The following is a 12,674-nucleotide window of genomic DNA, read 5'->3' on the forward strand; positions in this document are numbered from 1 at the left end:
AGTAGATGCTTTCCAAGAAAATTATTGTAAAATCAATGAAAAATTGTACTTTTGTTGTAGAAGATTTCAGTTTTCCTATTATCTGATTTCTCAAAAAACCTTCGTCCAAACAAGTAAAATGATTTCTAAAAAAGCGAAATATGCTCTGAAAGCCTTAAAAGTGCTTTCAGAAAAATACGAATCGAAGCAGCCGATTTTGATTGCTGATATAGCTGAACAGCAGAGTATTCCGAAGAAATTTTTAGAAGCTATTCTGCTCGAACTTCGCAATAATGGAGTGTTGCATAGCCAAAAAGGAAAGGGTGGAGGATACCAATTACGAATGCCCCCCGAAGACGTTACTATTGCCAAAATCGTTCGTATTATTGATGGACCAATCTCGCCAATGCTTTGTGTTTCGCTTCATTTTTATGGAAAATGCGACGACTGCGTTGATGAAAAAACCTGCTGTATTCGCCCAATTATGGAAAAAGTGCGTGATGCAAATTTAGCTGTTTATGAGCATACAACCCTAAGAGATTTGATGGATAAAGAAGAGGTTGTTGTTGGTTAATTCATTTTTAAATAAATTTCATTTCTCAAAACTTAATCGGAGGCAATTTTTTAGCATTTACAGGAAGTTCACGAATCTTCAAATCTACTGGTAAAGGTTCTAAATCAACGCTGATACGTGGGTCCAGCAAAGTGGTGGCATTTTTTAGCCAACTATACGTATTTACAGGAAAAGGATTTCCTACTTCATCTATTCGTAAATAAGTCATGTGCAAGTGCGTATCTGAGCGAGGCTTGGCAGCATTGAAACCTGTTCTACCAACCAAGGCGATTTTTTGACCAGCCCTCACAATTTGCCCTGTTTTTACATAGATTTCTCGTTGATGGGCATAATACCAAAGTCCGCCCGTAGTGGTATCATAAATCCAAATATAATTTCCTCCCCGATATTCGCTGCCTGTTTGCCAATTGTTTTCTGTAGCAATCACTACGCCATCGCTTACTGAAAGTACCGCCACGTAGTCACCCGTTCGGTCGTCTTTGCAGTCTTGGTTTTTATCTTTCATAAAAATATCGTGTGCTGGGTGGCTTCCTTTTTTTGTTTGGTCAAACAAATCGTAGCCTCGAGGAATATAACCTTTGCCATAACCACCCACCGCTCGAAAATCGAAACCCATTAACGGAAATGCAATACTGACTTTCGTAGAATCGTAATAGGTAGTTGGAAATGCCTTTTTAAAAACAAACATCATGTCTTGAAAACGCTCCTTTGCCTCTTCGGGTGTCAGCTTATATTCACGAATATCCACCAATAGCTGTTTATACCCGTTGACAGCTTCTTGGTATTTTTTTAAAGTAATACTAGAACTATCTTTCTGTAAAACTAGCAAGTTTAAACAAAAAACAAAAACTTTAATCATACTTCTCAACTATTTGCTGCATTTGTTTGAAGCACGAATTTAAGAAAATACTTGTCGAATATAGAAATACAGGTCTTAAATTTGGAAAAAAGGTATTTATTTGGACTTGTATTTGTGTTTTTTTTAGAAAGAATTTAACTAAATTGATTTTTGTCGATATTTTAAGATTATTTTAATTTGTATTTATCTAACTTTGCACTCAGAACCAAATTTATATTTGAATGTTTAAAAAACTTTTGATTGGTTGGCTGTTTGTCGTTTATCCGTTATTAGGTCTTTCTAATGACGATATTCTCACCAAAAAAACAACTACTGGGCGGTACTCTGCTTCTACTACTGAAGTTTCGATAAAAGACCCATATTTAAAATTAGCCGACGACATTCAGCGATATTCCAAAAAATTTATTGGTACACCTTATTTACGAGGAGGAAAAGCTACCAAAGGATTCGATTGCTCAGGATTTGTAATTTATGTTTTTGCCAAATTTGGACTTAAATTGGGAGCGTGTAGCACCGAATTGGCCAAGTTAGGATACGATGTATCATCGGAAGCGGCAATGCCCGGTGATTTGATTTTCTTTAAAAGAGGAGCAAACTCAAAAAGCGGCGTTTCGCACGTTGGAATTGTGATAGATTCTAATGAAAGAGGTGTGAAATTCATTCATTCTGCGAGTAGTAAAGGTGTAACGATCAGTTATTTACACGAAAAATATTATACTACTCATTTTGTAGGCATCCACCGAGTAATTGATAGTTTGAAACAGTAATAGTTTGAAACAATATTAAGTATTAAATGAGTTTTTATTGAGTGAATGTGTGATTCTATGAATTTATTAAATCACACATTCATTAATTCAGTCCAATTACTCCGTCAAAATCTCCAAACTTTTAATTTTCGTAGGAAACCAAACCCGCATTTCGCCTTGCCCACGATTCGAACGGGCGTAATATGGAATCAAAATTAATGGTTGAGCTTTGGTGCTTACCGTCAAATTATTTTCGATATTGATTGCGTGAGCCGCACCTTTGAGCGTCATTACACCGTTCAGCAAATTAGGTTTAAATTCTTCTGAAAAGAACTGATCGTCAGGCACAACGAGGTTAGATGTTTTACCATTATTATCTGCAAATTCCGCACAGTAAACTATCGGCCCACGTTCGATAGCAATTTTTCCTATATTGTCTTTTACTTTCTCGTGGGCTATTACTTGTTGAATATTCATGGGTAGTTCAAAGATAATTTTGTCTCCTTTCTTCCAAGTTCGGTCTATAATGGCATAGCCATTTTCTTCTTTATATTCTATAGTTTCTCCTTTGATATTAGTGACTTTGAGTTTTTTCAATCCTATATTATCTTTATTATAATGGTACAAATCGGTAGGGAAAGCCACATTTTTTGCAAACCCTGGAATACGAATATACAATGGGAATTGTACACCATTTTTATTACTTGGCTCAACCGAAATATCAACCATTCCTTGCCAAGGATATTCGGTTTTTTGCGTAATCGTCACATTTTCTTTAGGCAAAACTTCCAACGTTGTCGTATTCGACATAAAAAGATTTACATAAACACGGTTGTCTTTTTGGGCATAAACATAACTCGGAATCGAAGGCATAAAACGGCAAATATTGGTTGGACAACACGAACAGCCGAACCACGGTGAACGTTTGTTTTCGCCACTCAGTTTACCTTTTTGGAAATTATATTCCATCGGATTCTCATAATTGAATGATTTTCCATCCAATCCTATGCCACTGATGAGTCCGTTATAAAGCGTTCTTTCCAAAATATCAATGTATTTTGAGTCGCCATACATCATAAACATTCGGTGATTCCAGTAAACACTGGCAATGGCTGCACAAGTTTCGCAATAAGCCGAATGATTTGAAAGCTCATAATCTGGGCCAAAACCTTCCCAATTTCCTGCTTGTCCGAGTCCGCCTGTGATGTAAGTTTTTTTCGTGAAAGCATTATCCCAAATTTTATTGAGGGAGGTCAAATATTCCAAATTATTGGTCATGGAAGCAACATCTGCCATGCCTGCATACAGATAGGCTGCCCGCACCGAGTGCCCGAGAGCTTCGGTTTGTTGTGTTACAGGAATATTATCTTGCCAGTAAGCCCCTGTCTGCCAGACAGTTGCGTCTTTTTCGCCAGTTTTTTTGTCATACTTTCGTTGCCCTCTACAATCAATAAAGAATTTCGACAAATCGAAATATTTTTGATTGCCTGTTACCCTGTAAAGTTTCACTAAACCTATCTCAATTACTTGATGTCCAGGAGCAACTGATTTTTTTCCTGGCCCAAAAACTGTCAACAAATGGTCAGCGTTTTTAATAGCAATATTCAGCATATTTCGCTTATTTGTTGCCAAATAATGTGCTGTTGCTGCTTCATAAAAATGCCCCATATTATAGAGTTCGTGGCTCAATTCATGCTCTTTTTCGTAGCGAACTTTGCCAATCCACGGGTGAGTGGTATCGCCCATTGTGCGAGTAGTATATAAATAGCCGTCAGGCTCTTGAGCTTTGCCGATAAGCGTAATGAGCGAATCTAAATAGGTGTCTAATTTAGCATCGTATTTTACATGAAGTGAATAAGCTGCTCCTTCGATGATTTTGTAAACGTCCGAATCGTCGAATGGGTAGGTGGTACAAAGTTTGCCTGTGTGAGAAACTGCCTGTTCAAAATTTTTGATACGTCCTGTTTCTTTCGATTTTTGGAAAGACCAAGGAATGGTAACCGTTCGGTTGATTTCGAGTTTGGGTAACCAAAAATTATCATTGAGTTTGACTTTCGTGAAAGGTACACCACGATAAGGATAATCTTTTTGGACTTGAGCCAATGAGATAAGAGATGTAAGACAAAAGACAAGAGACAGGTAGCGTTTCATGCGATGTAAGGGTTGATGATTTTTTATAAAGTAAGAAATAAATTTTCGTAATTTGCCAAAAAAAATCCTCTTAAAAATATGAAACCTAAAATTACACTCGAATATTGTCCAAAATGCCATTGGTTATTACGCTCGGCATGGTTGGCTCAAGAATTATTGACAACATTTGAAGAAGAACTCGGCGAAGTAAGCCTTCGTCCAAGCGAAATTGCAGGAAGTTTCAAAGTTTTGCTCAATGAAGAAGTAATTTTTGACCGTAAACATGAAGGTCATTTTCCTGAAATAAAGGAATTGAAGCAATTAGTCAGAGATTTGATTGCTCCCGAAAAATCATTGGGGCATAGTGATAGGAAATAACGAAATTTAAGATTTACGCAATTTCCAAAGAAGCATTCCACAAATTAATTATTTGATAATCAACAATTTGACTTTTATTCGTAAATATTTTAATCTTATCGGATTAAGTTATCTTTAAAATTTCGACTCATTCTTAAAACCTTTTCATTTTTCAGGATAACTGAATAATCGCCATTGAAATGCGACTGAATTTCTTTGATAAAATGTAGATTAACGATGGTTGAACGATGAATACGCACAAATGTTTTAGGATTAAGTTTTGACTCAAAATGGGCGAGTGTTTCGGAAAGTAAATGCCTTGATTTTTCAGTATGGAGCGAAATGTAATTTCCATCGGCTTCGATGTAAATAAGGTCGGCGGTTTTCAATAATTGAATCCTTCCACCGTCTTTTACCGTTACGATTTCGGCATAAGTAGGTTGCGACATTTGCTGAAAAAACTGCCCATATTTCTCAAAAACTGCTGTAAATTCTTGCTTATTTGTTAACTCTAATTGTTTAAGAGCTCTTTGGAAAGTTCGGTCAAAACGTTCATCATCAAATGGTTTTAATAAGTAATCAATAGCGTTTGCTTCAAAAGCTTGAATGGCATAATTGTCGAATGCCGTAACAAAAATAATCAATGGTAATCTGTTGATTTTTAGACTTTTAACTAAATCAATCCCATTCAATTCGGGCATTTGAATATCTAAAAAAAGAATGTCTGGTTCGTGTTTTTCAATGGCTATCAATGCTTTTTTCCCATCTGTGCAAGCAGCCAACAACTCAACTTGGGAGTAGCGTTTAAGTTGAGTTTGCAAGATTTCTCTCGCAATAGATTCATCGTCGGCTATCAAAACTTTGTAGGTCATGTCAGAAGAGGTAAAGTGATTGTTACAGTTATTCCATTTTCTGGCGAATTGCTTGAAATTTCGAGATTTGAGTCTTCTCCAAAAAGGTTTTTTAGCCGTTCTTGTGTATTCATCAAACCAATACCAAACTTAAAATCCGAGAAAGTTTCGATGCCATTATCTTTCACTGAAAGCAAGAGTTGATTTTGCTTAGTGGTTGCCGAAATCTCAATATTTCCTTGCTTGGCAAAAGGTTCAACGCCATATTTTATGGCATTTTCGACGATTGGTTGCAAAAGCATTGGTGGCACAAAAGAATCTTGTAACTCGTTATTTATCAGTATTTTATAATCTAATCGTGCTTCAAATCGAATCTTCAGAATGTCTAAATATAGTTCTAAAAGTTGAATCTCTGTTTTTAATCTTACCAAATCTTCATTATTTTCTTTGAGGCTTAGTCGCAACAAATCACTTAGTTTCATCAACATTTTTATTGCTTTTTCGGTATCGCCTTTTTGCATTAAACCGATGATATTGTGGTGAGTATTAAACAAAAAATGCGGTTGTAACTGCATTTTCAGTGCATTAAGTTTTGTGTCGGAAAGCTGTTTTTCGAGTTGCGATTTTTCGATGATTGATTGTTGATAATCTTGGTAAAAATTGATAGCCTTATGTGTAGCCAAAAGTAACCAGTAATTGATATATTCATTGAAAAAAGAGAGCGAAAAAACTCTTTTCATGAAAAACAAAAATCCATCATTTTGGTTAAGTAAAAAGTTTGTCAAAAATGCAACAATGATAGAGTTTACAAAAATAGCTAATACGCTTATTATCAGCGAAATAGATAAATGAAAGAATATTTTTCTGAAAAGTTTTGGTTGTTCTAATGGCAGTTTTTTGCCCAACCAAAACACAATAAAAGTGATAGGGATATACAAAAGCCACTTGATTTTCATAATAAAAATATGAAACCAATTGATGTTTTTGCCATCTAAACGATACACCAACACGTCTTGCCCAATCATCAAGAATGTAACGATTATCCAAAATGTAGGAATCAGCCAATATTTTAGTTTTTTGAGTTCCATTTCTTGATTTTATAGTTCTCTTTTTTTACCGTCTTTTCCTACAACTACAAGCGTAGAAGTACTTTTTTTGGCTAAAGCGTGAATGCCTACTTCGGTTGAATTATTCAACAAAACTAAGCCAGAACCGTCTTCATTTGCTCCAAGTTTTACCCTAATTGTGCCAGTTTTATCACGCAAACGAAGTATTACTTCTCCATCTGGCTCAACTTTGATGGCTGCACGAACTGTGCCTGCATTATCAACCAATTCAAATTCTTTGACACGAATTTTTTCAAAAACGTCGGGACTTGGCTTGGCAGCAAAAAACAAAAGAATAACCAAATTGAGTAAGCCAATTAGCATTGCTAATCGTTGATTTTTCATAAAAATAAGGATTAAATGTTGAATATTTTTTCAAAAAAGTAGAATCAAATCTCAATTAAATCTGCTTTTTTAATACGAATAACTCGCACTTGATCTAAGGCATTATTTTCAAGTATCCAAAGGTTAGCATTTTCATCAAAAACACCACCAGTAGGATGCCATGTAAGCGAACTTTTATAGATGATAGTCACTTTCCCATCAGGCGAAATCTTACGAATTTCGCTTTTGTTATAGACTGTTACATAAATATTTCCTGCTTTATCGTCCCATATACCAAAAATACTGTGGTTAGGCTTCCGTAATGGATTATAGTCTCCTACGCTGTCTAAATTTTTCGTAATCAAAGATACTTTTTTGCCTTTTATTTTGTATAAATCATTGTCATCAACGTAATAAAAAGTGCCATCTTTTCGACAAAATTGCCAACGAACATCAATGGTTTTGAGGTTTTGAAGAATAGAGGCTTCGCCATTATTCGCTTTTTTCATAAAAAGGCTTTCTGTTTTGCCTCGTTCTATCCAATATATATTTTCATCGGCATCACGATTGAAACTATAATTACTCAGAAAGCCTTCAGTATTTGGTATTTCTTTTGAAAATTTACCATCAGCACTATATTTCCAAGCAAAATGTCTCCATTTGTCAGTAGATTCTCCTTCATACCAAAGATGTTCACCATAGAGATTATTTTTTGCATCGAGATGGAGTTCGTGTGTATGCACATTTGGTACGACAACGATTTTAGTTTTTCCATCGCTTGAAATTTTCCAAACTTGAAATAAATCGGTGTAGAAAATCTCACCTTTGGTGTTTTTGACGATGCCAATACCAGGATGAGCATCAGTCAATGAAATAATTAATTGACTGATTATCAATAAAATAAATAGCTTTTTCATAAATCATTAAATTTGATGAACAAACTTAATACTCATGTAAAAGCTATGAAATATATTTTTGACAAGAAGAGAAAAAAAGAAGTTAAAACGATGAAATGTTTATTTAGAAAATTTTATTTCATGCCCCGAATCCATTCTTTGATGAGTTCTACGCTTTCTTTGTGCATAGTTTTTCGACCAACTTCGGGCATCATTACGCCTGGGTCGGTAGATTCCATGCGATAAATGATAATAGATTCGTCGGGTTTGTTTGGTACGATGTCATATTTTAGATTACCTGAGCCACGCCCAGCGGCTACTGGCGTTTTCATTATTCCGTAGGCGATTGGATCGGTTTCGTGAATACTCAAATTCAAACCAGAAGTTTGAGCGGGTCCACCCAAACGATGGCAATGGGCACAATTAATATCGAGCCAAGCTCTGGCACGTGCATCTAAGCTGCCACTTTCGGGCTTGTTCCAAATAGGTGCTTTTGGTACATTTTCGATGGGTGGTAAATTAGTTAAAACACCTAATTTATTCCAGTTAAGTAATTGATTATGCGAAACGCCACTCGCAGTTGATTGTGTCATATTCCAAGCGGAATACTCTCCGTTTAATTGCCTCGCAGAAGGTCCAATCGGCAACATTTTTTCGTTGCGATTATGACAACCTTTACATTGATTGAGATTTGGAATTACGTATTCGTGTTTTTTCTTTTTGCCGTTGGCATCAATGTAACTTACTTCTTTTGTATCACCTGCAACTTCCAAAAAAGCCTCGGTTTGCTCGTTATTCCAAACATAATCTAATGCTTTCCAACCGTCTTCTTCGTGAATAAGTAAGCGAGTTTCGATTAATTTTCTGCCCAATTCAGGTTTTCGAAAGTCGTTTGGATAATAAAAAGTTTTGATGAGAGTTGAGCCAACAGGAAAATCTAAAACTTCGTTCTCATTATAGGCAACCGACTGATTATTAGGTAGTTTTAGAAAACGAAGTTTCTCGGCATAATCAGTAAATAGAGGAGTATTTAATGAATAAGGAAGTACGCCCAACACAGGTTTTTGCTCCGAACCATTGCCTTCAAAGAAATGATAATCAGACAATTTTTCTTTGGGCATCAATGTTATATTATAAGCTTTTTGATGAAAAGCCGATAACGTAAAAATGCTTAGTGAAATTAGAAATAGAATTAGTTTTTTCATTTACTTACACAAATGTTTACTCATATCACGAGAGATATTCTTGAAATTATGCTCGACATCCATGTTGGCAAATGATTCGTTTTTGTTGTTTTTGAAACAAATTACAGGATTTGAATTTTTAGCATCAACAATGCCATCCCAAAGGATATGCGGCACTTTTTTGCCGAAACGTAGCTTGAATCTATAAATTTGCCCAAATCGACCTTTGTGTGTTGCCTTCACTTTCTCACGCTCAAAATTATTATTGTGAATACTAATTGCTTCCGAATATGGATAATACTCTTTGTCTTTAATTTTGTTTTCGGTAGTAAAATAACTAATCACTCCTACGCCCATTGAATTATTGTTAATAATCTGATTATCAAATATTTCTACGTGATTGGCGGCTAAAATTAATATACCCGTTCCATCTGGAACTTTACCTACAATGTTTCCTTTAGGAGCAAAGTTTGGTAAATTATTGTGGTGGATATTATTGTTAAAAATTTTGGTATAACCACCTTTTTTCAAAATTAAATCGGGTAAATCGAACACCAAAATGCCGCCTGTGTTTTCGGTAGCTTCATTTTCGTAAACTTCGGCATTGAGTGAGTTTTCGATTTCGATGCCAGCCACATTATGATAAGCCCTCGATTTTCGAACAATTATATCTTTCGATTGACCAACATAAATACCTGCATCCGATGCCCCGATGGCTTCGCAACCTTCAATCAAAACCTTTTCGCATTGCACAGGATACAGCCCATACGAGCCATTTTCGGCTTTTGGTTCGCCAGTCCATTCGGTTTTTACATTACGAAAAGTAATGCCTATCACGTTCATGGTTTTCACGGCATCTCCTTTGGTGTCTTGTACTGTCAGGTCTTCGAGCGTAATGTTTTCGGCATTCGAAACTCGTATTCCTTCCGCACCGTCGGTCTGACCTTTAAACGATAGAATAGTTTTGTCTTTTCCCTTGCCTTTGATGGTTATATTCTTTTTCCCTTCCATCGAAAGGCTTCCTGTAAATGTAAACGTGCCTTCATCAAGTATAATGGTTGAGCCATTTTCTGCCATGATGAATTGGGTTTGGATGCGTTTCTGCACATCCTTTTGAGCAAAAACTGCGGATGAAAACAGCAAAAGACTTAAAAAAGAGAGGCGTTTTTTCATTATTGTCGGAAGGTTATACAAATCTAATGCCCAAAATAGCACTATTTTCTTGAAATTAGTATTTGATAAATGTCAAATAATTGGTTTTGATGATATTTAGATTTTTGGTTGGGAATTTGGAATTTGCGGAAGTAAAGCCTAAAATCGAACGATTAATGAGCCAATATACTTTCATTGGCTTTGGCAATATTACTCCTAATTGACGGCTTTCCATATCTACATCAATTTGGGCTATTAAACTCACTTTTGACTTCTAACTCTACTCAGTGTTTCGAGTTGAATTCCTAGAAAAGAAGCAAGGTGTTTGAGCGGAATACGTTGGATAAATTCGGGTTTGTACGTAATGATATATTCGTAACGTTCACGAGCAGAAAGCGTTTGAAGAATCACTTTTATTTCTTCGATTTGCACCAAATACTGCTCAACAATGAGCCGTCCGAGGCGTTCGATGTCGTGGAATTGGTCAAAAAGCTTTTGTAAATCTTCGTGCTTGATAACAACAGTTTTGAGGTTTTCGGTTGCCTGAATATTGGTCAAACTTGGTTTTTGCGAGAAAAAACTATAAGTCGAAACTGCGATAGAATTTTCAAAACCAAACCAAGTATTAACTTCGTTGGCATTGGAATCTTCAAAATACTCTCGCACACAACCCGAATAGACAAAATACAATTCGGTCGAAATATCGCCTTGTTTGACCAAAAATTCTTTTTTTGCAAAATTTTTCTGAGAAAGAATAGACAAAATAGCTGCTATACTTTCAGGCTTTAATTTATGAATTTTCTGAAAAAATTGGAGGCAATGTTGAAATGCTTCTTGCATGATATTGTGAAAACTTTTCACAATAATGACTGAAAACCTTCGTAAAACAATATTTTTTTTCAACTTTGTATTTCTCTATTAACCTTAAACAAGCTGGCGTATGGAATACGCCACAACTACTAATGAAAAACTTTTTATTCACCCTATTTCTAATGGCTATTTTGGCAAACACATTCGCACAAAATGAAACAATTTTATTATTCCCCGAAGGCACACCAGGTTTGAAAACTGGAGTAAATATACCCGAAGATTCAAAAACTACCGATGGAATTACACGAGTGAAAGATGTTACTCAACCTGCTTTATATGTCTATGTACCCAAGAAAAAAACATCAGATGCTACCGTAATTATTTGTCCAGGTGGTGGCTATGGAATTTTGGCAATTGATCATGAAGGCTATGATATTGCTAAGTGGTTTAATGAGCGAGGAATGACCGCTTTTGTACTAAAATATCGCTTACCGCAAGATAATTTGTTTGAAAATAAAGAGATTAGACCTTTGCAAGATGCCCAACAAGCCATCAGAATTGTGCGTAAAAATGCCATAAAATATGGTATTTCGCCAGATAAAATCGGAATAATGGGTTTTTCGGCAGGAGGGCATTTGGCTTCGACCGCTTCCACGCATTTCACTACCCAAGTGGATGAAATTACCGAAGCAAACGTGAGCGTTCGTCCAGACTTTTCGTTATTGATTTATCCAGTAATTACTTTTAGCGATAAATTTACACACTTTGGTTCGAGAGATAATTTGATTGGTAAAAACCCTCCCGTAGAAAAAATGGAATGGTATTCTAACGACAAACAAGTAACGAAAGATACGCCTCCAACCTTTTTGGTAAGTACAACTGATGATATGGTTCAACCCGAAAATAGTATTGGTTATTTTTTAGCTTGCAAGAAAAACAAAGTACCAGTTGAAATGCATATCTACGAAAAAGGTGGTCATGGTTATGGACTCAAGAAAAAAGGTAGAGGCCCAGTCGAAACATGGTCAGCTCGTATGGAAGATTGGCTAAGAGATAGGAAGTTGATGAAATGATTTTTTAGATACGAGATTTGGGATTGGAGATACGAGATTATATTTTTCTCGTATCTCAACTTAATCTTCTCATAATCAATCCTTTAATTAATTCATAAAATAAATTTGGCTTCAAAGTTCGCCAATTATCAATTTGAAGAGTACCACCGAAATTGATATATGAATCTAAATGATAGCGTCTAAATTCTTCTAAAACAAAGTCTCGAAAACTTACGGCGGCAATCCAACCGTCTTCAACATCTTCAAACCATTCTTCGTAATAATCGGTGTCGCCGCCGTGAAACTGAAAGATATTTTCACCAATCAAAATGAATTGATTAATGCCTTTTTTTGTCAAATGGTCGATGATTGTTCGCTTTAAAAGCATAATGTCGTTGTGGAGCGTGTCGTTCCATTCGCCAAAAAGTTCGATAACGGCATAGTGAGCTGAATAATCAACCATCAATACTTTGGCGTAGAGTGTTTCGGAGCCAATATCGTCCCATAGTGGGTCGATGTAATAGCCATAAATGGTGTTTTGGTAGGTATTTCCGTAACTTAAACCGTAGAAAGGTGATTTTTTGTCGTCTTCGCTGATATAATATTTTCGCCAGTTGTAGGTGGGTTCTATTTCGTGCATAATAATAAAACAGC

15 protein-coding genes are annotated in these 12,674 nt (G+C 35.8%); 4 read left to right on the forward strand and 11 right to left on the reverse strand.

Annotation, left to right across the window (positions count from 1 at the left end; translation table 11 throughout):
• Nucleotides 1–118 precede the first annotated feature (118 nt).
• Nucleotides 119–553, forward strand: coding sequence for an RrF2 family transcriptional regulator (locus ACH2CJ_RS12120; protein ID WP_394993070.1), 435 nt, complete (start codon nucleotides 119–121; stop codon nucleotides 551–553).
• 25 nt (nucleotides 554–578) lie between these two features.
• On the opposite strand, the gene ACH2CJ_RS12125 is transcribed toward ACH2CJ_RS12120, so the two are convergent.
• Nucleotides 579–1,382, reverse strand: coding sequence for a M23 family metallopeptidase (locus tag ACH2CJ_RS12125; protein ID WP_394993071.1), 804 nt, complete (start codon nucleotides 1,380–1,382; stop codon nucleotides 579–581).
• Nucleotides 1,383–1,633: 251 nt separating this feature from the next.
• Between ACH2CJ_RS12125 and ACH2CJ_RS12130 the strand changes: the two genes are divergently transcribed.
• Nucleotides 1,634–2,179 (forward strand): C40 family peptidase, encoded by a 546-nt coding sequence (locus ACH2CJ_RS12130; RefSeq protein WP_394993072.1) that lies wholly within the window; start codon nucleotides 1,634–1,636, stop codon nucleotides 2,177–2,179.
• A 96-nt stretch (nucleotides 2,180–2,275) separates the two neighbouring features.
• Here ACH2CJ_RS12130 and ACH2CJ_RS12135 read toward each other — a convergent pair whose 3' ends face one another.
• A complete protein-coding gene (locus ACH2CJ_RS12135; RefSeq protein ID WP_394993073.1) occupies nucleotides 2,276–4,309 on the reverse strand; it encodes a glycoside hydrolase family 127 protein in 2,034 nt (677 codons plus the stop codon).
• A 78-nt stretch (nucleotides 4,310–4,387) separates the two neighbouring features.
• Between ACH2CJ_RS12135 and ACH2CJ_RS12140 the strand changes: the two genes are divergently transcribed.
• Nucleotides 4,388–4,666: a SelT/SelW/SelH family protein gene (locus ACH2CJ_RS12140; protein ID WP_394993074.1), complete on the forward strand. Its 279-nt coding sequence runs from the start codon at nucleotides 4,388–4,390 to the stop codon at nucleotides 4,664–4,666.
• 95 nt (nucleotides 4,667–4,761) lie between these two features.
• Here the strand turns inward: ACH2CJ_RS12140 and ACH2CJ_RS12145 are convergent, their stop codons facing one another.
• From ACH2CJ_RS12145 to ACH2CJ_RS12180, 8 genes are all read right to left on the reverse strand, one after another.
• Nucleotides 4,762–5,517 carry a LytR/AlgR family response regulator transcription factor gene (locus tag ACH2CJ_RS12145; protein ID WP_394993075.1) on the reverse strand — a complete coding sequence of 252 codons (756 nt, stop codon included), beginning with the start codon at nucleotides 5,515–5,517 and terminating at the stop codon, nucleotides 4,762–4,764.
• Nucleotides 5,514–6,584: a sensor histidine kinase gene (locus ACH2CJ_RS12150; protein ID WP_394993076.1), complete on the reverse strand. Its 1,071-nt coding sequence runs from the start codon at nucleotides 6,582–6,584 to the stop codon at nucleotides 5,514–5,516. Before ACH2CJ_RS12150 ends, ACH2CJ_RS12145 begins: the two co-directional genes overlap by 4 nt.
• A 9-nt stretch (nucleotides 6,585–6,593) precedes the next feature.
• Complete coding sequence (locus ACH2CJ_RS12155; protein ID WP_394993077.1) at nucleotides 6,594–6,947, reverse strand: hypothetical protein; 354 nt, start codon at nucleotides 6,945–6,947, stop codon at nucleotides 6,594–6,596.
• A gap of 44 nt (nucleotides 6,948–6,991) precedes the next feature.
• Nucleotides 6,992–7,843, reverse strand: a complete 852-nt coding sequence (locus ACH2CJ_RS12160; RefSeq protein ID WP_394993078.1) for a hypothetical protein — start codon at nucleotides 7,841–7,843, stop codon at nucleotides 6,992–6,994.
• Nucleotides 7,844–7,956: 113 nt separating this feature from the next.
• Nucleotides 7,957–9,027 (reverse strand): SO2930 family diheme c-type cytochrome, encoded by a 1,071-nt coding sequence (locus ACH2CJ_RS12165; protein ID WP_394993079.1) that lies wholly within the window; start codon nucleotides 9,025–9,027, stop codon nucleotides 7,957–7,959.
• Nucleotides 9,028–10,179, reverse strand: coding sequence for a parallel beta-helix domain-containing protein (locus ACH2CJ_RS12170; protein ID WP_394993080.1), 1,152 nt, complete (start codon nucleotides 10,177–10,179; stop codon nucleotides 9,028–9,030). It abuts the gene before it with no gap.
• 55 nt (nucleotides 10,180–10,234) lie between these two features.
• Complete coding sequence (locus ACH2CJ_RS12175) at nucleotides 10,235–10,423, reverse strand: hypothetical protein (protein ID WP_394993081.1); 189 nt, start codon at nucleotides 10,421–10,423, stop codon at nucleotides 10,235–10,237.
• A complete protein-coding gene (locus tag ACH2CJ_RS12180) occupies nucleotides 10,420–10,998 on the reverse strand; it encodes a Crp/Fnr family transcriptional regulator (protein WP_394993082.1) in 579 nt (192 codons plus the stop codon). The genes ACH2CJ_RS12175 and ACH2CJ_RS12180 overlap by 4 nt, the downstream gene beginning before the upstream one ends.
• Nucleotides 10,999–11,120: 122 nt before the next feature.
• Between ACH2CJ_RS12180 and ACH2CJ_RS12185 the strand changes: the two genes are divergently transcribed.
• Nucleotides 11,121–12,041, forward strand: coding sequence for an alpha/beta hydrolase (locus ACH2CJ_RS12185; RefSeq protein ID WP_394993083.1), 921 nt, complete (start codon nucleotides 11,121–11,123; stop codon nucleotides 12,039–12,041).
• 55 nt (nucleotides 12,042–12,096) lie between these two features.
• Here the strand turns inward: ACH2CJ_RS12185 and ACH2CJ_RS12190 are convergent, their stop codons facing one another.
• Nucleotides 12,097–12,660: a hypothetical protein gene (locus ACH2CJ_RS12190; RefSeq protein WP_394993084.1), complete on the reverse strand. Its 564-nt coding sequence runs from the start codon at nucleotides 12,658–12,660 to the stop codon at nucleotides 12,097–12,099.
• Between the last annotated feature and the right edge of the window lie 14 nt (nucleotides 12,661–12,674).

It is taken from the genome of Emticicia sp. (assembly GCF_043780375.1).
Classification (GTDB): domain Bacteria; phylum Bacteroidota; class Bacteroidia; order Cytophagales; family Spirosomataceae; genus Emticicia.